General features: G+C 69.1%; 27 protein-coding genes. 12 read left to right on the forward strand and 15 right to left on the reverse strand.

Going from position 1 to position 24,951, the window contains the following annotated elements; genetic code table 11:
• Nucleotides 1-6: 6 nt before the first annotated feature.
• Nucleotides 7-489: a GNAT family N-acetyltransferase gene (locus AORI_RS77055; protein WP_016337481.1), complete on the reverse strand. Its 483-nt coding sequence runs from the start codon at nucleotides 487-489 to the stop codon at nucleotides 7-9.
• Between the two features lies 1 nt (nucleotide 490).
• Nucleotides 491-1,396, reverse strand: coding sequence for an aldose 1-epimerase family protein (locus AORI_RS77060; RefSeq protein WP_016337482.1), 906 nt, complete (start codon nucleotides 1,394-1,396; stop codon nucleotides 491-493).
• Between the two features lie 52 nt (nucleotides 1,397-1,448).
• Between AORI_RS77060 and AORI_RS77065 the strand changes: the two genes are divergently transcribed.
• Nucleotides 1,449-2,957: a fatty acyl-CoA synthetase gene (locus tag AORI_RS77065; protein ID WP_016337483.1), complete on the forward strand. Its 1,509-nt coding sequence runs from the start codon at nucleotides 1,449-1,451 to the stop codon at nucleotides 2,955-2,957.
• Here the strand turns inward: AORI_RS77065 and AORI_RS77070 are convergent.
• Complete coding sequence (locus AORI_RS77070) at nucleotides 2,934-3,719, reverse strand: aminoglycoside adenylyltransferase domain-containing protein (RefSeq protein WP_016337484.1); 786 nt, start codon at nucleotides 3,717-3,719, stop codon at nucleotides 2,934-2,936. The two genes, AORI_RS77065 and AORI_RS77070, sit on opposite strands and share 24 nt — an antisense overlap.
• Nucleotides 3,720-3,936: 217 nt before the next feature.
• On the opposite strand from AORI_RS77070, the gene AORI_RS77075 reads away from it, so the two are divergent.
• From AORI_RS77075 to AORI_RS77085, 3 genes are read left to right on the forward strand one after another with little or no spacing between them, the layout of a single operon-like run.
• The gene (locus AORI_RS77075; protein ID WP_016337485.1) at nucleotides 3,937-4,500 is read left to right on the forward strand and encodes a TetR/AcrR family transcriptional regulator; all 564 of its coding nucleotides are present in this window, start codon (nucleotides 3,937-3,939) and stop codon (nucleotides 4,498-4,500) included.
• Nucleotides 4,500-5,330 carry an MBL fold metallo-hydrolase gene (locus AORI_RS77080; RefSeq protein WP_016337486.1) on the forward strand — a complete coding sequence of 277 codons (831 nt, stop codon included), beginning with the start codon at nucleotides 4,500-4,502 and terminating at the stop codon, nucleotides 5,328-5,330. The genes AORI_RS77075 and AORI_RS77080 overlap by 1 nt, the downstream gene beginning before the upstream one ends.
• Nucleotides 5,327-6,154: an MBL fold metallo-hydrolase gene (locus tag AORI_RS77085; RefSeq protein ID WP_016337487.1), complete on the forward strand. Its 828-nt coding sequence runs from the start codon at nucleotides 5,327-5,329 to the stop codon at nucleotides 6,152-6,154. The genes AORI_RS77080 and AORI_RS77085 overlap by 4 nt, the downstream gene beginning before the upstream one ends.
• Before the next feature lie 3 nt (nucleotides 6,155-6,157).
• Here AORI_RS77085 and AORI_RS77090 read toward each other — a convergent pair whose 3' ends face one another.
• From AORI_RS77090 to AORI_RS77110, 5 genes are all read right to left on the reverse strand, one after another.
• Nucleotides 6,158-7,543 (reverse strand): APC family permease, encoded by a 1,386-nt coding sequence (locus tag AORI_RS77090; protein ID WP_016337488.1) that lies wholly within the window; start codon nucleotides 7,541-7,543, stop codon nucleotides 6,158-6,160.
• A gap of 95 nt (nucleotides 7,544-7,638) precedes the next feature.
• A complete protein-coding gene (locus AORI_RS77095; protein ID WP_016337489.1) occupies nucleotides 7,639-8,223 on the reverse strand; it encodes a DUF3558 family protein in 585 nt (194 codons plus the stop codon).
• Between the two features lie 24 nt (nucleotides 8,224-8,247).
• Nucleotides 8,248-9,531: an MFS transporter gene (locus tag AORI_RS77100; RefSeq protein WP_016337490.1), complete on the reverse strand. Its 1,284-nt coding sequence runs from the start codon at nucleotides 9,529-9,531 to the stop codon at nucleotides 8,248-8,250.
• A gap of 119 nt (nucleotides 9,532-9,650) precedes the next feature.
• A complete protein-coding gene (gene pdxH, locus AORI_RS77105; RefSeq protein WP_016337491.1) occupies nucleotides 9,651-10,337 on the reverse strand; it encodes a pyridoxamine 5'-phosphate oxidase in 687 nt (228 codons plus the stop codon).
• Nucleotides 10,338-10,843: 506 nt separating this feature from the next.
• Entirely contained in the window at nucleotides 10,844-11,215 is a 372-nt protein-coding gene (locus tag AORI_RS77110; RefSeq protein ID WP_016337492.1) for a hypothetical protein, read from the reverse strand.
• Nucleotides 11,216-11,594: 379 nt separating this feature from the next.
• Here AORI_RS77110 and AORI_RS77115 point away from each other — a divergent pair, with 379 nt between their 5' ends.
• The 7 genes from AORI_RS77115 to AORI_RS77145 are packed head-to-tail and all read left to right on the forward strand — an operon-like array spanning nucleotide 11,595 to nucleotide 18,352.
• Nucleotides 11,595-12,599, forward strand: a complete 1,005-nt coding sequence (locus AORI_RS77115; RefSeq protein ID WP_016337493.1) for an ABC transporter substrate-binding protein — start codon at nucleotides 11,595-11,597, stop codon at nucleotides 12,597-12,599.
• The gene (locus tag AORI_RS77120; protein WP_016337494.1) at nucleotides 12,596-13,549 is read left to right on the forward strand and encodes an ABC transporter permease; all 954 of its coding nucleotides are present in this window, start codon (nucleotides 12,596-12,598) and stop codon (nucleotides 13,547-13,549) included. Before AORI_RS77115 ends, AORI_RS77120 begins: the two co-directional genes overlap by 4 nt.
• Nucleotides 13,546-14,334, forward strand: coding sequence for an ABC transporter ATP-binding protein (locus AORI_RS77125; protein ID WP_016337495.1), 789 nt, complete (start codon nucleotides 13,546-13,548; stop codon nucleotides 14,332-14,334). The genes AORI_RS77120 and AORI_RS77125 overlap by 4 nt, the downstream gene beginning before the upstream one ends.
• 2 nt (nucleotides 14,335-14,336) lie before the next feature.
• A complete protein-coding gene (locus AORI_RS77130) occupies nucleotides 14,337-16,958 on the forward strand; it encodes a sensor histidine kinase (RefSeq protein WP_016337496.1) in 2,622 nt (873 codons plus the stop codon).
• Entirely contained in the window at nucleotides 16,955-17,380 is a 426-nt protein-coding gene (locus AORI_RS77135) for a roadblock/LC7 domain-containing protein (RefSeq protein ID WP_005156032.1), read from the forward strand. Before AORI_RS77130 ends, AORI_RS77135 begins: the two co-directional genes overlap by 4 nt.
• Before the next feature lie 20 nt (nucleotides 17,381-17,400).
• Nucleotides 17,401-17,781, forward strand: a complete 381-nt coding sequence (locus AORI_RS77140; protein ID WP_016337497.1) for a DUF742 domain-containing protein — start codon at nucleotides 17,401-17,403, stop codon at nucleotides 17,779-17,781.
• Nucleotides 17,759-18,352, forward strand: a complete 594-nt coding sequence (locus tag AORI_RS77145; RefSeq protein WP_016337498.1) for a GTP-binding protein — start codon at nucleotides 17,759-17,761, stop codon at nucleotides 18,350-18,352. Before AORI_RS77140 ends, AORI_RS77145 begins: the two co-directional genes overlap by 23 nt.
• A 79-nt stretch (nucleotides 18,353-18,431) precedes the next feature.
• Here the strand turns inward: AORI_RS77145 and AORI_RS77150 are convergent, their stop codons facing one another.
• Nucleotides 18,432-19,052 (reverse strand): TetR/AcrR family transcriptional regulator, encoded by a 621-nt coding sequence (locus AORI_RS77150; RefSeq protein ID WP_016337499.1) that lies wholly within the window; start codon nucleotides 19,050-19,052, stop codon nucleotides 18,432-18,434.
• A gap of 91 nt (nucleotides 19,053-19,143) precedes the next feature.
• Between AORI_RS77150 and AORI_RS77155 the strand changes: the two genes are divergently transcribed.
• The gene (locus AORI_RS77155) at nucleotides 19,144-20,235 is read left to right on the forward strand and encodes a lipase family protein (protein ID WP_016337500.1); all 1,092 of its coding nucleotides are present in this window, start codon (nucleotides 19,144-19,146) and stop codon (nucleotides 20,233-20,235) included.
• A gap of 57 nt (nucleotides 20,236-20,292) precedes the next feature.
• Here the strand turns inward: AORI_RS77155 and AORI_RS77160 are convergent, their stop codons facing one another.
• From AORI_RS77160 to AORI_RS77185, 6 genes are read right to left on the reverse strand one after another with little or no spacing between them, the layout of a single operon-like run.
• A complete protein-coding gene (locus tag AORI_RS77160) occupies nucleotides 20,293-20,997 on the reverse strand; it encodes an urease accessory protein UreD (protein ID WP_016337501.1) in 705 nt (234 codons plus the stop codon).
• The gene (ureG, locus tag AORI_RS77165; protein WP_043848411.1) at nucleotides 20,994-21,701 is read right to left on the reverse strand and encodes an urease accessory protein UreG; all 708 of its coding nucleotides are present in this window, start codon (nucleotides 21,699-21,701) and stop codon (nucleotides 20,994-20,996) included. The genes AORI_RS77160 and ureG overlap by 4 nt, the downstream gene beginning before the upstream one ends.
• Nucleotides 21,691-22,365, reverse strand: coding sequence for an urease accessory protein UreF (locus tag AORI_RS77170; RefSeq protein ID WP_016337503.1), 675 nt, complete (start codon nucleotides 22,363-22,365; stop codon nucleotides 21,691-21,693). The genes ureG and AORI_RS77170 overlap by 11 nt, the downstream gene beginning before the upstream one ends.
• Entirely contained in the window at nucleotides 22,365-24,086 is a 1,722-nt protein-coding gene (locus AORI_RS77175; protein WP_016337504.1) for an urease subunit alpha, read from the reverse strand. Before AORI_RS77175 ends, AORI_RS77170 begins: the two co-directional genes overlap by 1 nt.
• On the reverse strand, nucleotides 24,086-24,379 hold the full coding sequence (locus tag AORI_RS77180; RefSeq protein ID WP_016337505.1) for an urease subunit beta: 294 nt from the start codon (nucleotides 24,377-24,379) through the stop codon (nucleotides 24,086-24,088). Before AORI_RS77180 ends, AORI_RS77175 begins: the two co-directional genes overlap by 1 nt.
• 12 nt (nucleotides 24,380-24,391) lie before the next feature.
• On the reverse strand, nucleotides 24,392-24,694 hold the full coding sequence (locus tag AORI_RS77185) for an urease subunit gamma (protein WP_016337506.1): 303 nt from the start codon (nucleotides 24,692-24,694) through the stop codon (nucleotides 24,392-24,394).
• Between the last annotated feature and the right edge of the window lie 257 nt (nucleotides 24,695-24,951).

A 24,951-nucleotide genomic window follows, 5' to 3' on the forward strand; every position in this document is an offset into this window, starting at 1 on the left:
GACACGCTAACGAACTGGGCCGCCGGTCCGCACGCGGGGCTTTTCGAAATGGACCAGTTCGTAGTGCTTCTCGGGAGTGCGGTGCGTCTCGACGTAGCCGAGCTTCCGGTACATCCGCAGCGGACCGGCGCTGCGCTCCCCGGTGAACAGGCGGAACACGGTCACCGAAGGCGGCGCGGCGTCTTCGGCGGCGAGCAGCAAGGAGCTGCCGAGCCCGTGTCCCTGCCTGTCCGGGGCGACGATGAGCCTGCCGACGAGACCGGCGTCGCCGTCCACGACGATCCGCACGCTCGCCACCAGCCGCCCGGATTCCCTGATGCCCCAGGTGGAACACGCGGGATCGCCCAGAGCCGCCACGGTCTGCTCGAAGGTCTCCATCAGCGGCGGGAGGTCGATGTTCTCGTGCGCCCTGGCCTCCGGGACGTACGCCGCGCGCTGCAGCGTGAGCACTTCGCCCGCGTCAGCGGGCCCCAGGCGGAGAAGCGACATCTCAGCGCACCCGGATTCCCCAGCTCCCGGTCCACGACGAAGCGGGCTCCAGCTCGATCAGGTCGGTGCCGGTGTTGAGCGCGTCGGCGGGGCAGGTCATCGGCTCGATCGCCACCGCCCGGCCACGGCCGACCAAATCGTCCGGCGTGAAGACCTGTGCCCAGCGGAAGTCCGGCCCGGCCCAGACCAGCAGCTCCCGGTCCCCGTGCGAGAGGACGTGGTGGTGGTTGCCGTCCTCGGCGAGGCTCAGCCCGCCGAACGCCGTGTCGAGGTCGACGCCCTCGAGCAGCTTGCCGGACCGGAAGTCGTACTCGGTGCCCTCGACGTCCTGCTCGTCGGCGTACGGCATCTGCTCGTCGCCGAGATACGGCCGGACCCGGCTCGCGGGCAGCGTCAGGGTCAGCTCGTCGGTGGGCGCGTCGCCGATGCGGAAATACGGGTGCGTGCCGAGCCCGACGCCGATCGGGCTCTCGCCCTCGTTGCGGATCTCGTGCGTGACGACCAGCTCGCGCGGCGAGATCTCGTAGGTGATCGTCGCGCGCAGCGGCACCGGCCAGCCCTCCTGCGCCGGGACGTCGATGGCCAGGGTGATCGACGACTCCGCGTGTTCGAGGAGCTCCCACTCCTCATGCCGGGTCAGGCCGTGGATCGCGTTGCCGCGCGCCCCTTCGGTGATCGGGAGCTGCTGTTTCTCGCCCTGGTAGTCCCACTGGCCGCCCTTGGTGCGGTTCGGCCAGGGCAGCAGCACCTGCCCGGCGCCCTTCGGCGGCTTCTCGTCTTCGGCGAACGCCTCGACGTACGGCACCCCGCCGACCTCGAACGCGCGCAGCCCGGCACCGATCTCGGTGATGACGGCTCGCGCGTTGCCGCGGGTGATCTCGAACTGCTCTCCGGTGGGATTGGCCATGCCGACGAGGTTACTGTGAGAACGCCACGCCCGGACGAAGGAGACCGCCGCGATGACCGTTCCCGGCTACCCCAGCACCGTCGGCCGTGTCCTGGAACGGAGCGCGCGCCGCGTCCCGGGCCGGGTCGCCCTCACCTTCGCCGATCGCGTGTGGACGTACGCGGAGCTCGACCGCGCGGCGGGCCGGGTCGCGGCGAAGCTGCTCGATCGCGGGCTCGTCCACGGTGATCGGGTCGCGGCCTTCGGCAAGAACTCCGACGCGTACTTGTTGCTGTACCTCGGTTGCGCGCGGGCAGGGCTGGTGCACGTGCCGGTGAACTTCAACGCCCGCGGCGAGGAACTCGAGTACCTGCTCACCCAGTCCGAGCCCGCCGTCGCCTTCGTCGACCCCGCGCTGGCCGAGCACGTCGGCGTCGATCATGTGTCCACACTGGACGTTCTGGACTGGGCTCTGGACGAGACCGTCGAGCCGCACGAGGAATCCGGGGTCGCGGACGACGACCTCGTCCAGCTGCTCTACACGTCCGGGACGACCTCGCGGCCGAAGGGCGCGATGCTCACCCACCGCGCGCTCGTGCACGAGTACTCGTCCTGCATCGCCGCGCTCGACCTGAGCGACCGCGACGTGCCGCTGCACGCGTTGCCGCTGTACCACTCGGCGCAGATGCACGTGTTCCTCATGCCCGGGCTGGCCGTCGGCGCGACGAACCATCTCGTCGAGGGGCCAGACCTCGGCGACATCCTGGCGCGGATTCCCCGTCAGGGCATCACTTCGCTGTTCTTCCCGCCGACCGTCTGGGTGGGACTCGCGAATCATCCCGGCCTCGCCGACGCGGATCTGAGCTGCCTCACCAAGGCGTACTACGGCGCTTCGATCATGCCTGTCCCGGTGCTGAACGCGCTCCGCGCACGGCTGCCGGAAGTCGGGTTCTACAACTGCTTCGGGCAGTCGGAGATCGGTCCACTCGCGACGGTGCTGCGGCCCGAAGAGCACGACGCACGCCCGGATTCCGTCGGCCGCCCGATCCTTTTCGTCGAGACGCGCGTGGTGGACGCCGAGATGAACGACCTCCCGCCGGGCGAACTCGGCGAAGTCGTCTACCGCTCTCCCCAGTTGTGCACCGGTTACTGGGGCAAACCCGAGGAATCGGTGGAGGCGTTCGCGGGCGGCTGGTTCCATTCCGGCGACCTGGTGCGGCAGGACGAGGAGGGCTACCTGTTCGTCGTCGACCGGATCAAGGACGTCGTCAACACCGGCGGCGTGCTCGTCGCGTCGCGCGAGGTGGAAGACGCGCTGTACGCGCATCCCGCCGTCGCCGAGGTCGCTGTTGTCGGCCTGCCGCACGAACGCTGGATCGAGGCGATCGCCGCGATCGTCGTGGTGAAGGAACCCGTCGGAGAAGCGGAACTGATCGAGTTCGCGAAGAAGTCGCTGGCGGCGCACAAGGTGCCGAAGTCGGTGCATTTCGTCGGCGAACTGCCGAAGAACGCGTCCGGGAAACTGCTCAAACGCGAGCTGCGGCAACAGTTCGGCGGGTCAGCGTCCGCGATCGGCGTCTAGCGACTCGGCGTACGCGGCGAATTCGCAGGCCGCTTCGAGACTGCCGGGACGCGGCGGATCGCCGGGGTCCCAGCCGAGTTCGCGGTCTTGGAGCACCTGCGTGAGCAACGGGCGCCAGCGCGGATCGAGCTGCTCGCGCGCCCATTCGAGCGCGCCGCGTTTCGACTCGACCTCGGCCGTGCGCAAGGTGTAGAGCACGCGGCAACAAGTCGACACGATGTAGCGCTGGGTCCAGGCGATGTCGAAGGGCGCCCACGCCCGGACGCCGTCGACCAAGCCGTGCAGTTCCTCGCGCATCGCCGCGCGCATCGCGTCCGGCGGCGGCTCGTCGACGAGGCTCGCGATCGGCGGGCCGTCGAGCACGATGCCCTTGTGGCGCAGGATCCAGCGCGTGTGGAGGCTGTTGCAGTGGGTGTCCCAGATCAGGACGCGATGGCCGTGGTCGCAGTACAGCCACGGGGTGCCGAGCCCCTGGCTGGTCTTCAGCGACGCGATGTCCGCGTACGAGCCCTCGATTTCCTTGCACCAGAAGCCTTCTCCGGCGGGGAGCTCGTCGTGGAGCACACGGAGATCGGCTTCGATCCGGCCGCTCGGCGGTTCGGTGGTCGCGATGATGAAGTCGCAGTCGCTGTGGAGGTCACCGGCGCCGAGCGCGAAGGAGCCCTGGACGTACGCGCCGACGTACGTGTCGCCGAGGATCTCGCGGGCTGAGTCGACCAGGTCGGTGAGGACCTGGTCGAGTTCGGTGTAGGGCGTGTACACGGGCCGGACGTTACCCGGCCTTGTGAGCGGCAAGGCGTGACTCGCGTGATCAGACACGTAACTCACGTGATCAGAGGCGCAACTCGCGTGATTGGACGGCGAACTCATGAGTGCGGCGTCTGATCACGCGAGTTACGCCTCCAATCACGCGAGATCCGCGTTGGATCACCCGAGGCTTACTAGACCGGTCGTCATAGTTTGGGCTACAGTCGGCCGCATGGTCCGCCGCACCGACACCCGGCAGCGCATGCTCGACTCCGCCGCCGATCTCTTCCACCAGCAGGGTTACCACGCCACCGGGCTCAACCAGCTTGTCGCCGCAGTGGGCGCGCCCAAGGGGTCGCTCTACTTCCACTTCCCCGGCGGCAAGGAGCAGTTGGCCGCCGAAGCGATCCGCCAGTCCGCCGACCGGCTGTGCGACCAGCTGCGCACGATCGCCGCGAACGCGCCCGACATCGTCACCGGTATCGAGAACGTGGTCGACGCGCTGGCGACCTCGCTGGAGGAGTCGGATTTCCAGCGCGGCTGCCCGCTCGCGACGGTCGCGCTCGACGCGTCGGGGGACAGCGAGGTGATCCGCCAGGCCTGCGCCGACGGCTACGAGTCCTGGCACACCGTCATCGCCGACGCGCTGGACACCGACAAGGCGGACCACCTGGCGACGGTCGTCCTCGCCGCCATCGAGGGCGGCTTGCTGCTGGCCAAGACCTTGCACGACACCGCGCCCTTGCGCGCGATCGCCCCGCACCTTCGCACCACACTCGAACGGGAGCTCTCCTGATGCGCGTCCATCACCTGAACTGCGGAACCATGCGGCCGGTCGGCGGCAAACTCATCGACGGCAAGCCCGGCCTGTTCCGCCGCGCCGAGCTGATCTGTCACTGCCTGCTGCTGGAAACCGACAGTGGGCTCGTGCTCGTCGAGACCGGTGTCGGCACCCCCACGGTCACCCGGCCGGTCGAATGGCTCGGCGCCGGTTTCGTCCGGCTGGTGCACCCCGACAGCGACGACGACCTGAGCGCCCCCACCCAGATCCGCAAGCTCGGCTTCGACCCGGCCGACGTGCGCGACATCGTGCTCACCCACCTCGACCTCGACCACGCGGGCGGGCTCGTCGACTTCCCCCACGCGCGGGTCCACGTCCACGATCGCGAGCTCCAGGCGCTGGAGAAGCCGATCGACCGCAAGGAGGCGAGCCGCTACCGCAAGGTCCAGTTCGATCACGGGCCGATCTGGCGCTCGTACCGCGCCGACGGCGAGCCGTGGTTCGGTTTCGACGCCGTCCGCGAGCTCGACGGGGTCCCGGACGTCCTGATCATCCCCCTCGCCGGGCACACCCGCGGCCACGCCGGCGTCGCGGTCGACACGGGTGACGGCTGGCTCCTCAACGCCGGTGACGCCGTCTTCCACGGCGGCGAGCTGGAGCGAAAACCGCATATCCCTCTGGCCTTGGGCTTCTTCGAGTCGTACATGCAGACGGAGAAGACGGCACGACTGGACAACCAGCGCCGGCTGCGCGAACTTGTCAGTAACAACGGTGCCGAAGTGACGGTCTTCGCCGCGCACGACGCCACCGCATTCGAACGGCTCAGCCAGAGGAGCAGGCTATGAAGGTGCACCACCTGAACTGCGGCACGATGCGCGCACCGGGAGGCAAGCTGCTCGACGGCCAGCCCGGGCTGCTGCGCCGCTCGGAGCTGGTGGCGCACTGCCTGCTCATCGAGACCGGCGACGGGCTCGTACTGGTGGACACCGGCTTCGGCCGCAAGGGCGTCGCGGATCCCGGCGCGTGGCTCGGGACGCCGTTCACGATCATGGTCGGCGCGAAGCCGGTCGAGACGGAGACGGCGGCCCACCACGTCGAGGCGCTCGGCCACCAGCTCGAAGACGTCCGGCACATCATCTGCACCCACCTCGACGTCGACCACGCGGGCGGGCTCGCGGACTTCCCGAACGCCGTCGTGCACGTCCGCACCGCGGAGCACGACGCGGCGACGTCGCCGGCCAACCAGAGCGAGAAGCTGCGGTTCCGGGCCAACCAGTTCGCCCACCGTCCACTGTGGAGCATGTACGACGAGGCCGGGGACGACTGGTTCGGCTTCCAGGCCGTCCGTGAGCTCAAGGGTCTGCCGCCGGAGATCCTGCTCGTGCCGCTCGCGGGCCACACCAAGGGCCACACCGGCGTCGCGGTCGACACCGGCGACGGCTGGCTGCTGCACGCGGGCGACGCGTACTTCTTCCACGGTCAGATGGATCCGGTGAAGCCGCACTGCCCGCCGGGGATGACCGCGTTCCAGAACATGGTGCAGACGCTGCGCAAACCGCGGCTGGAGAACGTCGAGCGGCTGCGCGAGCTGAGCCGAGAACACGCCGACGAGGTCACCGTGTTCTCGGCCCACAGCCCGGTGGAGTACCAGGCGCTCAGCCGCGGCTAGCGCCTAGCCGACCGGCGGCTCGACGGGCTGCCGGTCTTCTTCACTGTGCGTGGCCCGCATGACGAGCCAGTTGATCCCCCACAGCACGATGCCGACGCCGAGCAGGATCGCGGCGACCTTGTAGTCACGCGCGGGCCGCCCGGACAACGGCGTCACCAGGTAGACGCAGAAGATCGCGGCCAGCACCGGGATGATCGTCGGCGCCCGGAAATGCTTGTGCGCCGCCTTCTCCTTGCGCAGCACCAAGACCGCGACGTTGACGATGGCGAACACCGCCAGCAGCAGCAACGCCGTCGTGCCACCGAGCACGCCGATGTCCACAAAGGACACGAGGCCGATCGCGATCAGGCTGGTGAACACGATCGCCACCCACGGGCTGCGGCGGAACGGGTGCACGGTGCCCAGCTGCTTGGGGATGATCCGCTGGTTCGCCATACCGTAGAGCAGACGGCTGGCCATCAGCATGTTGATCAGCGCCGAGTTGATGACCGCGAAGAGACCGATCGCGGAGAACACCTCGCGCGGGAAGCCGGGCGCCCCGACGTCGAGCACCTTCAGCAGCGCGCTGCTCTTGGCCGCCGCCAGCTCGTCCGCGGGCACCAGCAGCGAAGAGGTCACCGACACCATGATGTAGATGGTCGCGGCGATGACCATGCCCCACAGCATCGCCTTCGGGAAGATCCGGATCGGGTCCTTGCACTCCTCGGCCATGTTCACCGAGTCCTCGAAACCGACCATCGCGAAGAACGCCAGCGACGTCGCCGAGGTGATCGCCACCAGCATCGTCTGGTTCTCGGTGTCGAACTCGACCAGTCGCGAGGCGTCCCCGTTGCCGTTCAGCACCGCCCACACACCGACCCCGATGATGATCAGCAGACCGCTGATCTCGATGCAGGTCAGCACCACGTTGGTCTTCACCGATTCGGAGACCCCGCGGAAGTTGATCAGCGCGAGGCCGATCACGAACAGGATCGCCACCAGCGGCATCGGCGCGGTGATGAACTCCTTGAGATAGGTGTCCCCGAAGGCCTTCGCCGCAGACGAAGCCGATGTGATCCCGGAGCACATGACCGCGAACGCCACCATGAAGGTGAGGAAGCGGATCTTGAACGCCTTGTGCGTGTAGAGCGCGGCCCCCGCCGCCTGCGGGTACTTCCCGACCAGTTCCAGGTAGCTGAACGCGGTCATGAACGCGACCACGAACGCGATCAGGAACGGCAGCCAGAGCGCGCCGCCCACCCGGCCGGCCACCTGCCCGGTGAGCGCGTACACGCCCGTCCCGATGATGTCCCCCACCACGAAGAACAGCAGGAGCTTTGAACCCATGACCCGTTTGAGGCTCGGCTGACCGGCCGGACCGGTCTGTTCTGTTGTCGTCGTGTCCGCCATGCGGCAAGAGTGTGCCGCATCACGTCTGGTGCCGACAGTCCGGTTTGGTCAGTTCTTCGTCACGGGTTGACGAAGGGCGCCTTTGGGTAATTCGCTCAGTTGGCGTCGACCGCGGTCTTCACCAGCGGGAGCATCATGTCCTGCGTCATCTTCGCCGGGCCGGTGTAGTTGATCAGCACCGGGACGTCGTCCACGAGTTCGGCGGCCGCCAGCGTCGCGGTCTTGTTCTCGTCGGTGTAGTAGATGGCGCCCTCGCCGACACCGGCGACGTCCTTCGCGTTCTGTTTCGCCTTCTTCAGCGCCGCGACCATCTCCGGGGGCTTGATCTTGTTGCCTTCGAAGCGGGTCACGGCGAGCGCGCCGATCTGCTTTCCGGCGGCCGAGTAGACGCAGCTTTTGGCCTTGCCCCCGTTGGCGGCGTTGTCCTGCACCGGGCCCGGCGCCGACGTCACGCCCTGGATGGAGACGGCCTTGCCGACGGCCTCGGCTGACAGCAGCGCACACGGTTCCTTCGCACCGGCGCCACCGGTGGGCGCGGCCGAGGAACTCGGCGCGGCGGAGGACGAGGGGGCCTGGCTCGACGGCTTGGCCGCGTTGTCCGTCTTTTCGCCCCCGGACGAACAGGCGGAAAGGGTCGCGATGACAGCGGCGAACAGGACGATCGCCCGTGAAATACGCATGGGCCCGACGATAGACGGGACGGCTCAGTCCGCCGGGGCCCGGTACCGCCAGAACGACGGGATCAGCAGCGCCGCGCCGACGACCAGCACGATGACCAGCACCCCGCCACCGGAGGCCGCGGCGGCCGTGCCGACCCCGGCGGCCGCCCAGCCGTGGGTGAGGTCGGCGATCCGCGGGCCGCCCGCGACGACGACGGTGAACACGCCCTGCAGCCGTCCGCGCATCTCGTCGGTGGTGGCGACCTGCAGGATCGACATCCGGTAGATCGCGCTGACCATGTCGGCCGCGCCGGCGAGCGCCATGAAGAAGACCGCGAGCCACAGCGAGTTCGCGAGCCCGAAACCGGCGACGGCGGCGCCCCAGACGCAGACCGAGACGATCACGCCCGCGCCCTGGTTGCGGATCCTGGTCAGCCAGCCGGAGAAGAGGCCGATCAGCATCGCGCCCGCCGGGAGCGCGGCGTACAGCCAGCCCAGCGCCGGACCGCCGCCGGGCGGGTCGCCGAAGGTGCGCTCCGCCATCTCCGGGATCAGCGCACGCGGCATGCCCGCGACCATCGCGATGATGTCGACGAGGAACGACGCCAGCAGGATCTTCTGCGTGGCCAGGTACTTGAAGCCGTCGATGATGTCGCGGATCCCGGCCCGGCGCGCGATCTCGCCGAGCGGCGGGATCGGCGGAAGCCGGTAGACCGCGACGAGGGTCAAGGTCAGTGCGAGAACGTCGATCAGGTAGAGCGTCGAGAGGCCGAGGATCGGGATCAGCGATCCGGCGAGCAAGGGGCCGAAGACCGCGCCGAAGGTGGCCATCGTGCTGCTCAGCGCGGTCGCGGGCGCGATCAGGTTGTCCGGGACCAGCCGGGCGACGACGGCGCTGCGGGTCGGCATGTTGACCGCGAAGAACGCCTGGTTGACCGCGAGCAGCCCCAGCACCAGCCAGACGGAGCCGACGTTCAGGAACGCCTGGAGCCACAGGACCACCGAAGTGAGCGTGACGCCGACGTTGGTGACGAGGAGCAGCTTGCGGCGGTCGACGGCGTCCGCGATGGCGCCGCCCCAGAGGCCGAAGACGAGGAGCGGGATCAGGGCGACCAGGCCGGTCAGGCCGACGTACGCCGACGAGCCGGTGAGGTCGAAGACCTGTTTGGGGACCGCGACGGCGGTGAGCTGGCTGCCGATCGCGGTGACCGCGGTGGAGAGCCAGAGGCGGCGGAACGCGGGGATCTTGAGCGGCCGGGTGTCGACGACGATCGAGCCGAACAGCTTGCGGACACCCTTGCGCTGTTCAACCCCCACGTCGTCACTCACAACCAGACAGCTTAGCCGCGCTAACTAACCATCCGCGCGCGATTTATGTCACCCGGTCACGCGTGAAGGCCCCCTTCCCTCGGCTGAGCCGAGGGAAGGGGGCCTTCACGCGCTTTGAATTACGGCGCGACGCGCTCGATCTGCCAGCCGTCGTCGGTCCGGACGTAGCGGAGCCTGTCGTGCATGCGGTCCTCGCGGCCCTGCCAGAACTCGACGACGTCGGGCCGGATGCGCCACCCGCCCCAGTGCGGCGGGAACGGGATGTGCTCGACGTCGGCGAAGCGGCGCTCGATGCCGTGCAGCGCGGTCTCGAGGGCGCGGCGGCCGTCGACGACGCGCGACTGCGGCGAGGCCCAGGCCCCGAGCTGCGAACCCCTCGGGCGGGACGCCCAGTACTCGGCGGTCTCGGCGACGTTGACCTTCTCCACCTCGCCGCGCACGTGGACCTGACGCTGCAGCGGGTACCACGGGAAGGTGACGGACGCGTAGCGCGTCGCGGTGAGGTCGTGGCTCTTGGTGGAGGTGTAGTTCGTGTAGAACACGACGCCACGCTCGTCGAGGCCCTTGCACAGGACGGTCCGGGAGGACGGCCTGCCCTCCGGGTCGGCGGTGGCGAGCACCATCGCGTTCGGTTCGGCGATCCCGGCGGAGACGGCCTGGTTCAGCCAATCCTGCAGTTGGTCGGTCCAGGTCTCCGCCAGCGCGGACTCGTCGAAGGCGGCCCCTTCGTAGGCCACCCGCATCCCGGGCAGGCGCACGACGGCGTCGCCGTTCCCGGCAGCGCCTTCTTTGATCTCCGGCATCATCCGCCAAACCTCCGTACCCGGTCGGGGCATCTGTGACTTCGGCTTTGCCGCCGACGGTATTGCCTCCGACGCGGCGGCGAAACCCACTGAACGGTGACACCCGCCACCCCTGCAGGATCATCTGTGTGTAGCCGCTGGACCGCAAGCCGTCACCTCCCCGTTACCTGGCCGAGCCTGATCGATCAAGGTCGAACGTCGGCCGCCCGAAGCCTTCACTCCGATTCCTTCCGCCCGCCCGCGAAATCGCGCCCGGCTTCACCAATGACGGAAATGCCCTGGACAGACCGGGTGCACGCGGATCGGCGAGGAATTCTTTCCGCTTTTGTTTCGCCGATATTTCGGGACTCCGCGAACAATTCTTCCGGTTTTCACGGCGGCCGCCGGGCCCGGCCCGGGCAATTCTGTCGATTGACAGAAATTACCGCCCGGAACATCTCCCCCGGATGTGTCAGCGAAGGCCGGCTCCGGGACGGCAATTCGCGTCCCGAAACCGGCCTTCGCTTCTGTCAGTTCGTGACAGTGAACTCCGCCCGGACGATCCAGCCCCAGCAGTCGTAAGTGGCCGTGTAGCGCCCCGGCACCGTCCCCACCGGGCCGTCGCCGCGCAACGCGACACCGATGCCGCCCGTGCCGCCGTCGCCCACCACCCGCAAGGGGATCGGGGCCGCTAGACCGTCCGCGACAAGGGACGTCGCGAGCTCACCCGCACCCGACGGGCGCAGGCAGTAGATGTCCGCGGTGACCGTCCCACCTGCGACGACGGCACTCGGGCTGATGACCAGACTGGACGGTCTCGTCGCGTTCGCCTGCCCCGCGCCCGCCAAGGTGGACAAGATCGCCGCCCCCGCGACGCACAACGCGGCCGAACGAATTTTCATCCTCTGCTCCCTCCGGAAATTTTCACCCGCCACCCGATGGACGTACGGCGTCCGGGACCGGGTTGTCCACTCCCCGAGACTCCGCCCTTTGGGGCGAACGGCCGGATTTAGCAGAATGTGACAGCGAATCGTGCAAGAGCCGACGATCACACTAGGTAGACCTTGCGCCACTCGATAGGATCGCCGCCGAGAGCAACGGGGTGATCACCTCTATCCAATATGTTCAGAGGTTTGGACGGGACGGCCGGGTGTGCGGCCGCACCATCCGCCATTGCCGGCCGGGCTTCCGGGAGGGAGTCCGACACCGGTCGATCAGTCCTGCGCTCGAACAGCCGGAACTTTCCACGCCCGAGTTACTCCCCTTCCCCAGGAGTGCGTTGTGATTTCCCGTTCCCGCCGTCTGCTGACGGCGTTGTTGTGCGCCCTTTCGCTGGCGGGCGTGACCGCCCTTTCGGCTTGTTCCGACAGCACGGCCGCTTCCGGCACCAAGGTCACCATCGGTTACAGCGCCTGGCCGGGGTGGTTCCCGTGGGCGGTGGCCCAGGAGAAGGGCCTCTTCGAGAAGAACGGCGTGAACGTCGACCTGAAGTGGTTCGACAGCTACACCGAAAGCATCAACGCCCTCTCCTCGGGCGCGATCGACGCCAACAGCCAGACCCTGAACGACACCCTCGCCTCGGTCAGCGGTGGGGCGAAACTGTCGGTGGTGCTGGTCAACGACAACTCGACCGGCAACGACAAGATCATCGCCCGCCGGGGCATCACCGGCGTCGCCGACCTCAAGGGCAAGAAGATCGCCGTCGAGCAGGGCACCGTCGACCACTACCTGCTGCTGCTCGCGCTGCAGGAGGCGAAGCTGACCGAGAAGGACGTCGAAATCGTCCCGCTGCTGACCGACGCCGCCGCGGCCGCGTTCGTCGGCGAGCAGGTCGACGCCGTCGCCGCCTTCGCCCCCTTCACCTCGAAGGCGCTCGAGCGCCCCGGCAGCCGCGCGATCGCGACGTCCGCCGAGTTCCCCGGCGCCATCCCGGACCACCTCGTCGTCTCCGAGCAGATGTCGAAGGAGCGCAAGAAGGAGGTCCAGGCGCTGGTGAACACCTGGTTCGAGACCATCGACTGGATCAAGCAGAACCGCGAAGAGGCCGTGAAGATCATGGCGAAACGCGGCGCGGTGTCGATCGACGAGTACAAGTCCTACGACGCGGGCACCACGATCTTCACCAAGCAGCAGAACCTCGACGCGTTCACCCCCGGCGTCACCCCGGCCCACCTGAACTTCCAGGCAGGCAAGATCGCCGACTTCATCGTCTCCAACGGCCTCGCCCAGAGCAGGCCGAACTTCGACGGGCTGTTCGACGACCAGTACGTCAAGGCGGTGAAGTGAGCGCCACGGACGCGTCAGGGCGGGCCGCTCAGCGGACGGACGCCGCTGACGAGGCCGAGGCACGCCGTCTCGAACACGAGCAGCGGCTCGCCGAGGCGCAGGAAGAGCGGCGCGGCGCGCGACCCGACTGGTCGCCGCTGCCCCGCCGGGCGGGCCTCAAGCCGAACGCCTCCCCGCTGTTCTCGCTCCGGACGCCGATCCCCGCGCGGTGGCGGTGGACGCTGGCGGTGGCCTCGTTCGTCATCCCGCTGCTGATCTGGGTGACGCTGAACGCGCTCGGCACGATCAAGCCGATGTTCCTGCCGACGCCGGTCGCGGTGTTCGACGCGCTGGCGAAGATGATCGAGTCGGGTGAACTGTTCAGCGACCTCTGGGCCACTACCCAGCGGGTGCTGCTCGGCTTCGGGCTCGCGATCCTCGTCTCGGTGCCGCTCGGCATCGTGATGGGGACGTTCGACGCTGGGCTGGCGCTGTTCGAGCCGGTCATCGCGATGCTGCGCTATCTGCCGGCGAGCGCGTTCATCCCGCTGCTGATGATCTGGCTCGGCCTCGGCGAGCCGTCGAAGGTCGCGGTGCTGTTCCTCGGCACGGTCTTCTTCAACACGCTGATGATCGCCGACGCCGTCCGCGGGGTGCCGCGTTCGCTGCTCGACGTGTCCTACACGCTCGGCGCGCGGCGCGGCGAGGTGCTGCGCAAGGTGATCGTCCCGCACGCCCTGCCCGGCATGATCGACGCGACCCGCGTCAACGCGGCGGCCGCGTGGAACTTCGTGGTGGTCGCCGAACTGATCAACGCCACCGCCGGGCTCGGCCTGCGGATCATGCGGGCGCAGCGGTTCACCCAGACCGACCGGATCTTCGCGCTGCTGATCGTGATCGGCCTGCTCGGACTGGTCATCGACATCGCGCTGCGGCTCCTGCGGGCCAGAGTCGGGAAGTGGGCGGCATGACGCTTCAGCTGAAAGCGGTCGCCAAGGACTACACGGTCCGCGGCAAGACCACCCGGGCCCTCGACGGGATCGACCTCGACATCGCGCGCGGCGACTTCGTCTGCGTGGTCGGCGCGAGCGGGTCCGGCAAATCGACGCTGCTGTCGCTGATCGCCGGGCTGACCGAACCGACCGAAGGCCTCATCACCCTCGACGGTGACGCGGTGACCGGGCCGGGCCCGGAGCGTGGGCTGGTGTTCCAGCACGGCGCGCTGTACCCGTGGCGCACGGTGGAGGGCAATGTCGCGTTCGGACTCGAACTGCTGAGCCTCGACAAGGCCGAGCGGGCGCGCCGGATCGACTGGTATCTCGAAGAGACCGGGCTCGATCATCTGCGCAAGTCGTTGCCCAAACAGCTTTCCGGCGGGCAGAAGCAGCGGGTCGCGATCGCGCGGGCGCTGGTGTGCGAGCCCGACGTGCTGCTGCTGGACGAACCCTTCGGCGCGCTGGACGTCCAGACCAAAGAGGACATGCAGGTGCTGATCCGCCGGATCTGGACCGACACGCACACCACCGTGCTGATGGTGACCCACGACGTCGAGGAGGCCGTGTTCCTCGGCGGGCGCGTCGTGGTGCTGGCCTCGGATCCGGGCCGGGTGGCCGCGGACATCGCGGTCGACCTGCCCGGTGAACGCGACCTGGGGATCAAACGCACGCCCGAGTTCGTCTCGTTGCGCGCGTCCATCGAAGACCTCGTCCGGGAACAGCACCGCGGACATCTCGGGCGGAGCCGGGGAGAAAGGTGACCATGAGGCACGGGAAGACCCGGCCGGACCGCGGGTCGCGATCCGGACTGCTGGGCAGACTCGGCATCCGGGGCAAGCTCAACCTGCTCCTGATGCTGCCGCTGACCGCCGTCGTCCTGGTGTCGGTGCCTTACGTCGCCGGGGAGATCGACGACGCCCGGTCCGCCCGCACCACCGCCGACGTCGCGTCGCAGGCCCGCGCGCTCGGCACGCTCGCCTGGGAACTGCAGCGCGAGCGGCTGCTGACGGCGCACTACATCGCGTCCACGTCGGCGAGCAGTTCGGCGATGCTGAAGCAGCAGGGCGTGGTCGCGGAAACGGTGAACCAGGTGCGGGCGGGGCTGAGCGCCGACGCTCCGGAGGAACTCGCGGCGGCACTGGTGCGCATCGGGTCGCTGAACGAGATCCGGGAAAACGCGCTGCGGCGCGGTGCCTCACTCGACAGCGTGGCGCGGACGTATCACGCGGTGATCGACGCGGTCATCAACGCGCTCCGCCTCGTCCCGCAGCAGACCAGTGACGCGGCGGGCACCCAGCAGCTGACGGCGCTCGACGCGCTGCTGCGCGCGAACGAGGAGAACTCGTTGCGCGGGATGGCGTTGATCATCGTGCTGATCACCCCCGAATCGGGCGCGCCGGTGCTGGCCGACGCGAAGCAGCAGTCTTCGCTGTTCCTCGAACGGTTCGTGCAGCAGGCCGACGTCACCCAGGCCACGCAGGTCGTCGCGGTCGAGCAGGGCGACACGGGCCGCCGGGTCGACGCGCTGGAGGCCAGGATCCCCGAAGCTCGCGGTCCGCAGGCCGTGCAGAGCCTGTTGCCGGACATCCTCGGCGCCGTCGACGCCCAGTCGAACCAGCGGCGCCTCGCGCAGGACGCCGTCACCACCGGCATCACCGACGCGGCGACCGCGCGAGCGGACGCCGCGCAGAACCTGGCGTGGACGATCGGTGTCGGCGCCGGTGTGCTGTTCCTGCTGGTCGGTGGCCTCGCGATCGCGGTCAGCCGGTCGATCGCCGATCCGCTGCGGAAGCTGACCACGGCGGCGACGTCGGTCGCGGACCTCGCGAGCACCGAACTCGTCCGCGTCACCGACACCGAGCAGGACGAAGAACTCGCGCCGCGGCTGGCCACGATCGACGTGTCCTCGCAGGACGAACTCGGCAAGCTGGCCGAGGCGTTCAACCGGGTGCAGGCCACCGCGGCCGAACTGGTGGAACGGCAGGCCGTCACGCGGCGCAACGTCGGCCTCATGTTCGCCAACGTCGCGAAGCGCACACAGAACCTGGTGGGCAGGCAGCTCGCGCTGGTCGACGAGCTGGAGCGCAACGAGCAGGACGTCGCCCTGCTGGCGAGCCTCTACCGGCTCGACCACCTCTCCACCCGCCTGCGCCGGAACGCGGACAACCTGCTCGTCGTTTCGGGAAACCGGGACGAGGCACGGATTTCCGGGCCGATCGAACTCTCGACCGCGCTGCGTTCGGCGCTCGCGGAGATCGAGGACTACCAGCGGGTGCGGCTCGGCTCGATGGGCGACGTCCTGCTGTCGTCGCCGTTCGGCTCCGATCTGGTGCTGATCTTCGCCGAGCTGCTGGAGAACGCGACGTCGTTCTCCCCGCCGGAGTCCTTTGTGGACGTCGGAACGAAGATCCTGCCCGACGGCTCCTGCCTGATCGTGATCGTGGACCAGGGCATCGGCATGACCGCCGAACGGCTCGCCGAGGAGAACCGGCGGCTGGTCGAACGCGAGCGGCTCGAATTGGCGCCGACCAGTGTGCTCGGGCTGTTCGTGGTCGGACGGCTCGCGCGGCGGCACGGGCTCAAGGTCGAGCTGACCGAGACCGAGCCGGGCGCGGGTATCACCGCGCGGCTCACCGTCCCGCCGAATCTGCTGACCTACCGGCCGCCCGCGCCGAAATCCGTCCCGGCGCCGCCGGTGTGGCCGACGGCGGAACCGGGCGACGAGCCCGAACCGCCGTCGCTGCCCGAGCCGCGGCTGAAGGCGGCTCCGAGCGAACCGCCGACATTGGCGATCGCCGGGATGATCCCGCGCGACGGCAGGCAACCCAAGGATTTCCGGTGGTTCCGCAAGACCGACGGAGAGATCTTGGAACCACCGCCCCTGCCGACACCGGTGCCCGAGCCCGTGTACCAGGCTCCCGCGCCGACGCTCACCGCCGCCGAACCCGGCGAGACCCGCGGCGGGCTGCGACGGCGGGTCAAGGGCGCGCAGCTTCCCGGTGCCCCCGAAGCGCCGGCGCGGCAGAAGTCCAGGCATGATCCAGAAGCGGCCAAAGCGGCCTTCGACGGGTTCGAGGCCGGACTCGCGAAGGCCACCGCGTCACCACCACCGGCCGCCGCCCCGGCACCGATGCCGACCCCGACACCGGTGCCCGCCGCTTCCCGCGGCGGTCTCACCAGGCGGGTCCCCGGCGCGCAACTGGCGCCGGGACTGGCGAAAGGTCCGGCCGCGCGGCACCAGACCGCGCGGGCGGCGCTGAACACCACCAAGCCCAAGGGCATGCGTGACCCCGAGGCCGAGCGTGCCGCGTTCGACGCCTTCAGTGACGGGTTGGAGAAAGCCGTCAACCCGGAGATGCAACAGAGAGAGAAGAGCAAGAGATGACGACCGGAGTCAGCGTCGAAGCCCGGAACTTCAACTGGTTGGTGACGCGCTTCGCACAGAACACGGCGAGCGCGATGGGTGCGATCGCCGTCTCGGCCGACGGCCTGCTGATCGCGATGTCGTCCGAGCTGGAACGGGCCAACGCCGACCGGCTGGCCGCGATCTGCTCGGCGATGCTCGGCCTCGCGCACGGCGTCTCCGAGAGCCACCCGCTCGGTTCGCCCGACAAGATCATCATCGAGCTGGAGCAGGGCTACCTGCTGGTCTGCACGATCAGCATCGGCTGTTCGCTCGGCGTGCTCGCCACCAAACAGGCCAGTCTCGGCACGATCGCCTACGAGATGGCGATGTTCGCCAACCGGGCCACCGAGGTGCTCACCCCCGCGCTGATCGAGGAACTCAAGAAGAGCGTCGGCAGCTGAACTGACGAGGGGACAAGGGAATGAGCGACGATCAGGTACCCCAGCCGCGAGGCGCCGGACAGGGCATCTCGCCGCTACGCCCGTATCTGCTCACCGCCGGCCGCGCGCAGCCGGTGGACGGCACGCTCGAAATCGAGGCTCAGGTGCTCACGAGCAGGCTCGGCGCGGCCTCGCACGCGAGGCTGACCTTCGAACGACGGGAGATCGTTTCCCTTTGCCGGGAAACGAAATCCGTCGCCGAAGTGGCGGCGATGCTCGGCCTGCACATCGGCGTGGCCAGGGTGCTCGTGGCGGATCTCGCCGCGCTCGGCTACGTCGTGCTCCGTCGCCCGGCGGGAGCCTTCACCCAGGACCTCGGCATGATCGAAAGGGTCATTCGTGGACTCGAAGCAATTCGCTGAACCGGCGTCGGCCAAGCCGCCGACACCGGTCAAGATCGTCATCGCCGGCGGGTTCGGGGTCGGCAAGACGACCACCGTCGGCGCGATCTCCGAGATCAAACCGCTGACCACCGAGGCGGCCATGACCTCGGCGGGCGCGGCCGTCGACGGCTCCGGCGGGGAGGTGCCGTCGAAGACCACCACCACGGTGGCGCTGGACTTCGGCTGCATCACCATCGACGAAGAGGTGAAGCTGTACCTCTTCGGCACGCCGGGGCAGGACCGGTTCGGGTTCATGTGGCACGACCTCGTGCTGGGCGCGCTCGGCGCGCTCGTCATCGTCGACACCCGGCGGCTCGACGACTGCTACCCGGCCGTCGACTACTTCGAGAAGGCCGGATTGCCGTTCGTGGTCGGGGTAAACGTCTTCGACGGCTCGCTCAAGCACGATCTCGAAGACGTGCGCTGGGCGCTCGCGGTGGGCGAAGACGTCCCGCTGATCACCTTCGACGCGCGGCAACGCCTCTCCGTGCGGGACGCCCTGCTCGCCGTGCTGCACAACACCTTCCGGCGGGCCTCGGCCGCCTCCTGACGCGTGCCCCGAGTGTCATGAAAGGGTCGTTCCTGACGTTTTTCGTCCTGAACGACCCTTTCATGACATCCGGCGGGCGTCAGATGGGCCGGGTGATCGCGGCCAGCATCAGGGCCCGGAGTTCAGCGGCGACGTCGGCGACCGGCAGCGGCGGGGTGTGCGCCTGCCACTCGCGCAGCAGGCCGGTCGCCGCACCGACGAGCGTGATCGCCGTCAGGTGGTAGTCGCGATCGGGCGCCACCCCGTGCGCGGCGGCGTGCCGCGCCTCGGCTTCGATGAACGCGGCCCACCGGTCGACCCATTCCTGGTGCTGTGCCTCCAAGGCGGCGCTGACGCCGACCGCCTCGACGTAGTTCAGCCGCGGCATCCGGGGATCCGAGGTGACCGTGCTGACGAAGACGTCCAGCAGCGTCCCGATCCGAGTGACCGCGTCGGCGTCCTCCAGCCGTTCCAGGGTGCCGGTGACGTGCTCCAGCGCGAGGGCGTTGATGCGCTCGTGCAGGGTGAGCAGCACCTTCTCCTTGCTCTCGAACTCTTCGTAGAAGTTCCGCGTGGAGACGCCGGCGCGGGTGCACAACTCGGTGATCTTCGCGTGCTGGTAGCCCGTCGAGGTGAACAGGTCCAGGGCCGCCAGGAGCAGGCGTTCACGCCGTTCGGCGCGCCGCTGCTCGGGCGCGACCCCGCCATAGGTGCGGGCCACTCGACCTCCCCCGATTCGGTAACAGGGATTGCCAGATGCTAGCAACAGCGCCTACATTGCGAAAATCTCGATTACCAAACTGGAGGCAACGGTGCTTCGGACAGTTCTGGTCTCGGCCCTCGCAGCCACCCTGATCGGCGCGCCCGCCGCGCAAGCCGCGCCGAGCGCGCCCGGGGACCTGGTCGACTACAAACCGGTCGTCGCCACCGCCCCGGCGAAGGCCTGGAAACTCCACTACCGCTCCACTTCGGCGACGGGACAGCCGAACACGGTGTCGGGCATCCTGCTGGTCCCGCATTCGCCGTGGACGAAGGGCGCGCGCCCGCTGGTCAGCTACGCCGTCGGCACCCACGGCCTCGGCGACCGCTGCGCGCCGTCGACCCGGCTGACGAACGGGTCCGAGAACGAAGTCCTCCTGATGAGCCAGGCGCTTTCGCGCGGCTGGGCGGTCGTCGTGACCGACTACGAAGGCCTCGGCACCCCGGGCACGCACACCTACGCCGTCGGCCAGTCCGAGGGCCGGGCCGTCCTCGACGCCGCCCGCGCCGCGTCGAACGTCCCCGAAGCGGGCCTGTCCAAGACCGGGCCGGTCGGCGTTTTCGGTTACTCGCAAGGAGGCCAGGCCGCGGCGTTCGCCGGCGAACTGCAACCGTCCTACGCACCCGACGTCAACCTGGTCGGGGTCGCGGAGGGTGGTGTCCCGGCGGATCTGAACGCGGTCCTGAAGTTCAACGACGGCGGTCCGGCTTTCGGTCTGGTGCTCGGCGCCGCCGTCGGCTACGCGACCGCGTATCCGGAACTGCCGTTCACCGAGGTGCTCAACGCGAAGGGTGAGAGGGCCGTCGCGAAGGTCAAGGAAGCGTGCACCGTCGAACTCGGCGCGGCTGCGCCTTTCGCGCGGCTGAACGACTTCACGACCGTGCCGAACGTTTCGTCGGACCCGCGCTGGCAGGCCCGGCTCGGCGAGAACCTCGCGGGCAAGACCAAACCGGGCGCGCCGGTCTTCCTGTACCACGCGTCGCTGGACGAACTGATCCCGCTTTCGGTCGGCAAGGGCCTGCTCGACCGCTACCGCGCCCTCGGCGCCGACGTCACCTGGCAGGAATTCCCGCTGCTGGAACACATCGGCGGGGTGTCGGCGGGCGGGCCGGTCGCGATGACCTGGCTGGGCACCAAGTTCTGACGGGGAGTCGGTCCGTGAAGGCCTCCTTCACTACCCTCAGGGTAGGCAAGGGGGCCTTCACGGATTTTCGAACACCCGAAGCGCGGTGACGGCGTCCGGCGCCAGGGAAGTCGTGAGCGTCCCACCGGCGGCGAGCGGCGTACGCGACCACCACTCACCGGAAGCCTCGGGCACCACGGGACCACCGACGACCAGATCGGTCGCCAGCACCCGCCGCCCGGCCAGATGCGCGAGACTGGCGTCCAAAGCAGAGTCCCCGATCTCCAGCGTCTGCCGCAGCACCGGCACGGAATCCCGGGTCACCTGCTGCGTCGTCACCAGAGAACCAGGCCGTTCGCCCGCCCGCCCGAGCACCAGCACCTCTCGTGTGTGCAGGAAGGCGCCGGGCGCCAACGAGGCCCGGAACACGGCGGCGTGCCGGGCGCGGGCGGTCACCACGGTCGGCTCCGGCAGGTACTCCAGAGACCCACCGTCGTCCACGACGATGTCCACAAGGGACGAACTTCCTTCACCGTGCAAGCCGGGCAGCGCGATCGTCGCCGCCACCCCGGAAAGCCTCAGCGAAGCACCGGCACCGACCCGGATGGTCAGCTTCAGCTCGTCGCCGCCCAGCGGCGACGTCGCCGAATTGACCAGATGCACCACCGCCGTCGCACCGGTGCCCCGCTTGGGAAGGAGCGTGAGCGGCGCCATCGAGCGCAGCTCACGCAGTACGGTCCGGCCGCCCTCGAAGCAGGCGGTCAGCCGCGCGTGCGCCTTCACCCCGCGCGGACCGGGAGCAGCGAGCGGACCCAGTCCGCCACCGCCGGTGCGTTCGGAGTGTCCACAAGGGACTGCGTGATCACCGGCAGTTCACCCCGCATCCGGTGCGCGTCCGAGGTCATCACCTCCATGTCCGCCCCGACCAGATGCGCGATGTCGATCTTGTTGATCACCAGCAGATCCGCCGTCGTCACGCCTGGCCCGCCCTTGCGCGGCACCTTGTCACCACCGGCGACGTCGACCACGAACACCTGACTGTCGGCGAGTCCCCGGCTGAACACCGCGGTGAGGTTGTCCCCGCCGCTCTCGATGATCACCAGGTCCAGCCCGGGGAACCGCTCCTCCAGCCGCTCGACCGCGTCGAGATTCGCGGTGATGTCGTCACGGATCGCGGTGTGCGGGCACGCGCCGGTCTGCACGGCCTCGATCCGCTCCGGATCGAGCACCCCGGCCTTGCGCAGGAAGTCGGCGTCCTCGGTGGTGTAGATGTCGTTGGTGACGACGGCGAGGTTCACCTCGTCGCCGAGCGCCCGGCACAGCGCCGCGGTGAGCGCGGTCTTCCCGCTCCCCACCGGCCCGCCGATCCCGATCCGGTACGCGCGCCCGGCGGTCGGCGCCTGCTCGTAGTGGTCGGGTTCCGCGGCGGTCGGGTCGAAGTTGACCGGGTGCACATGTCCGTGACCGTGACCATGCTCAGCTGGCAAAGAGACGCACCTCTTCCTTGTGATGCCGGGCGTGTGCCTCGGCGAACAGATCGAGCGCCGGTGAACCCGGCGCCGGGAGATCGGCCGGATCGTCGCCCGCGACCTCGGCGGCCCGCCGGGAAACCTCCCGGACCTCCTCCGCGAGGCGGGCCACGACGGCGTTGACGGCGAACGGGTCGAGGCCGAGCAGCCGTACGGCCGCGCTCGCGGGACCACTGATCGCGAGGTAGGCCACCGCCATCGCGGCGTCGAAGGGCACCCCGATCAGCGCGCCGACGATCACCGGATGATGCGGTCGCGGGGTTTCCTTCAGCAGCTGGGAAAGCACCGGCGACGGCCAGGCCGCCTTTCCCGCCCTGGCGGTCCCCCGCCCCTGGGCCCGGGACGCCTCCCGCTGCGCGAGCGAAGGCGTCCTGGCGTCCAGTTCCAGGTCGAGCCTGCGCCAGTGTCCACTTCGGACGTTACGTGCGGCCGCGTGTGCCGACGCGGCGGCGAACACCGCGGCCAGCGCGCCCGCCGTGCGCAAACGCCCGGCGAGAAAGCCCGGAAGGTCACGTTCGTGCGTGATCAGCTTCCGGGTCACGACTTCTTCGAGCCCGCCGGAGTGGACGTGCCCGCCCCCGGGAAACCGGGAGTCGGCCAAGATGATCGCTGAAAGATCCATCAGAACAAGAAGTACCGTTGCGTCATGGGCAGTTCGGTCACCGGCCGCGGCTCGATCAGCTCGCCGTCGACGTGCACGGCGAAACTGTCCGGCTCCACCCGGATGTCCGGCGTCGCGTCGTTGAGCACCATGTCGGCCTTGCCCCGGGCCCGGGTGTTCGAGACCGGCACGAGCTTCCGCGCGATGCCGAACCGCTCCGCCACGCCGCTATCCAGCGCTTCCGGGGCCACGAAATGGAAGCTGCTCGCGGCGGCGACCACCGGCGCGGCACCGAACATCGGCCGGGCGAGCACCGGCTGCGGCGTCGGGATGGACGCGTTCGCGTCGCCCATCGCCGCCCACGCCGGGAATCCGCCCTTGAGCACCACATGCGGCCGCACGCCGAAGAACTTCGGCTCCCAGAGCACGAGATCGGCGAGTTTCCCGACCTCCACCGAGCCGATCTCGCGCTCCATTCCGTGCGCGATCGCGGGGTTGATCGTGTATTTGGCGACATAGCGACGGGCCCGCAGGTTGTCGGCCGCGCCGTCGCCGGGAAGCGCGCCACGCCGCCGTTTCATGACGTGCGCGGTCTGCCAGGTCCGGATGATCACCTCGCCGATGCGGCCCATCGCCTGCGAATCCGAGCTCATCATCGAGATCGCGCCGAGGTCGTGCAGGACGTCCTCGGCGGCGATGGTCGTCGGCCGGATCCGGCTTTCGGCGAACGCCAGGTCCTCGGGCACGGACGGGTTCAGGTGATGGCAGACGACGAGCATGTCGAGGTGTTCGTCGAGGGTGTTCGCGGTGTGCGGGCGCGTCGGGTTCGTCGACGACGGCAGAATGTTGGGCAGCCCGGCGACCTGGATGATGTCCGGCGCGTGCCCGCCGCCCGCGCCTTCGGTGTGGTACGCGTTGATCGACCGGCCGCCGATGGCGTCCACAGTGGACTCCAGGAAGCCCGCCTCGTTCAGCGTGTCGGTGTGGATCGCCACCTGGACACCGGATTCGCCCGCCACGGTCAGGCAGGCGTCGATCGCGGCCGGGGTGCTGCCCCAATCCTCGTGCAGTTTGAACCCGCCCGCGCCGGCGGCGAGCTGTTCGCGCAGCGCCTCGTGCCGGACGGTGTTCCCCTTGCCCAGCAACAGGACGTTGACCGGCTGGCCGTCCATCGCCTGCAGCATCCGGCCGAGGTTCCACGCGCCCGGTGTGACGGTCGTGGCCTTGCTGCCCTCGACCGGCCCGGTCCCGCCGCCGACGAGCGTGGTGAGCCCGGACGCCAGCGCGGTGTCGGTCAGCTGCGGGCAGATGAAGTGGACGTGGCAGTCGATGCCGCCCGCGGTGAGGATCTTCCCGTTGCCGGACAGCACCTCCGTGGACGGCCCGACGACCAGCGCCGGGTCGACCCCGTCCATCGTGTCCGGGTTGCCCGCCTTGCCGATGCCGACGATCCGGCCGTCGCAGACACCGACGTCGGCCTTGACGATCCCCCAGTGGTCGAGGATCACCGCGCCGGTGATGATCAGGTCGGGCGCGCCTTCGGCCCGCGTCGCCATCCCCTGGCCCATGGATTCGCGGATCACCTTGCCGCCGCCGAACAGCACCTCGTCGCCGCTACCCGCCGGCCCCATGCTGCGGTCTTCGGTGACTTCGATGAGCAGATCGGTGTCAGCGAGGCGGATCCGGTCGCCGGTGGTCGGGCCGAACAGTTCGGCGTACCGCTCGCGATCGATCGACGGCATCAGGACTCCTTCCGCAGTCCGGGCACCGAGCGATTCCCGGCCAGCGGGACGAGGTCGACTTCGCGTTCGACCCCCGGTTCGAAACGGACGGACGTTCCCGCGGGCACGTCGAGCCGATGTCCCCGGGCGGCTTCGCGGTCGAATTCGAGCCCCGGATTGACCGCCGCGAAATGGTAGTGCGAACCGACCTGGACGGGCCGGTCGCCGAGGTTCCGCACCAGCAGCCGGACGCGCGGCCTGCCCGGGTTCAGCTCGATCGGCGCGTCGCCGGTGATGATCTCTCCTGGTCGCACTCGCGGCCCTTTCTAGACGATCGGGTCGTGCACGGTGACGAGCTTCGTGCCGTCCGGGAAAGTGGCTTCGACCTGCACGGAATCGACCATCTCCGGCACTCCGTCCAGCACCTGGGCCCGGCCGAGCACCGACCGGCCGCTCGCGACGAGTTCGCTCACCGTCCGGCCGTCGCGAGCGCCTTCGAGGACGTGATCGGTGATCAGGGCGACCGCCTCGGGGTAGTTCAGCAGGACCCCGCGCTCCAGGCGTTTGCGAGCTACGTCCGCCGCGACGTGGATGAGCAGTTTGTCCCGCTCCTGGGGGCTCAGGTGCATGGGAAAGGTCTATCACCGGAAACGGCCCGCCGCCGGTTCTCGAAACACAGGATTTACGTCGGCGCGCGGTACACGCAAAGTGAACGTCGCCGTAACTCTTCGCGTACGAAGGTACTTTTCACTGAATCGTTCTCGTAATCGTGACCGAAAGCACCACATCTTTCGATTGCCCCGGGCCGCGACGTGGAGCAAAGTTTGTCCATCCGTGCGATGAGGCGCGCCTTCGCTGCGTGTATCCCGTCCACGCATGAACACAA

It is taken from the genome of Amycolatopsis keratiniphila (assembly GCF_000400635.2).
Taxonomy (GTDB): domain Bacteria; phylum Actinomycetota; class Actinomycetes; order Mycobacteriales; family Pseudonocardiaceae; genus Amycolatopsis; species Amycolatopsis keratiniphila.

Excerpts from the sequence above, each read along its gene's own strand:
- AORI_RS77055 (WP_016337481.1), bottom strand. The coding sequence starts at position 489 with ATGTCGCTTCTCCGCCTGGGGCCCGCTGACGCGGGCGAAGTGCTCACG.
- AORI_RS77060 (WP_016337482.1), bottom strand. The coding sequence starts at position 1,396 with ATGGCCAATCCCACCGGAGAGCAGTTCGAGATCACCCGCGGCAACGCG.
- AORI_RS77065 (WP_016337483.1), top strand. The coding sequence starts at position 1,449 with ATGACCGTTCCCGGCTACCCCAGCACCGTCGGCCGTGTCCTGGAACGG.
- AORI_RS77075 (WP_016337485.1), top strand. The coding sequence starts at position 3,937 with ATGGTCCGCCGCACCGACACCCGGCAGCGCATGCTCGACTCCGCCGCC.
- AORI_RS77080 (WP_016337486.1), top strand. The coding sequence starts at position 4,500 with ATGCGCGTCCATCACCTGAACTGCGGAACCATGCGGCCGGTCGGCGGC.
- AORI_RS77085 (WP_016337487.1), top strand. The coding sequence starts at position 5,327 with ATGAAGGTGCACCACCTGAACTGCGGCACGATGCGCGCACCGGGAGGC.
- AORI_RS77090 (WP_016337488.1), bottom strand. The coding sequence starts at position 7,543 with ATGGCGGACACGACGACAACAGAACAGACCGGTCCGGCCGGTCAGCCG.
- AORI_RS77095 (WP_016337489.1), bottom strand. The coding sequence starts at position 8,223 with ATGCGTATTTCACGGGCGATCGTCCTGTTCGCCGCTGTCATCGCGACC.
- pdxH (WP_016337491.1), bottom strand. The coding sequence starts at position 10,337 with ATGATGCCGGAGATCAAAGAAGGCGCTGCCGGGAACGGCGACGCCGTC.
- AORI_RS77110 (WP_016337492.1), bottom strand. The coding sequence starts at position 11,215 with ATGAAAATTCGTTCGGCCGCGTTGTGCGTCGCGGGGGCGGCGATCTTG.
- AORI_RS77125 (WP_016337495.1), top strand. The coding sequence starts at position 13,546 with ATGACGCTTCAGCTGAAAGCGGTCGCCAAGGACTACACGGTCCGCGGC.
- AORI_RS77130 (WP_016337496.1), top strand. The coding sequence starts at position 14,337 with ATGAGGCACGGGAAGACCCGGCCGGACCGCGGGTCGCGATCCGGACTG.
- AORI_RS77135 (WP_005156032.1), top strand. The coding sequence starts at position 16,955 with ATGACGACCGGAGTCAGCGTCGAAGCCCGGAACTTCAACTGGTTGGTG.
- AORI_RS77140 (WP_016337497.1), top strand. The coding sequence starts at position 17,401 with ATGAGCGACGATCAGGTACCCCAGCCGCGAGGCGCCGGACAGGGCATC.
- AORI_RS77170 (WP_016337503.1), bottom strand. The coding sequence starts at position 22,365 with ATGGATCTTTCAGCGATCATCTTGGCCGACTCCCGGTTTCCCGGGGGC.
- AORI_RS77175 (WP_016337504.1), bottom strand. The coding sequence starts at position 24,086 with ATGCCGTCGATCGATCGCGAGCGGTACGCCGAACTGTTCGGCCCGACC.
- AORI_RS77185 (WP_016337506.1), bottom strand. The coding sequence starts at position 24,694 with ATGCACCTGAGCCCCCAGGAGCGGGACAAACTGCTCATCCACGTCGCG.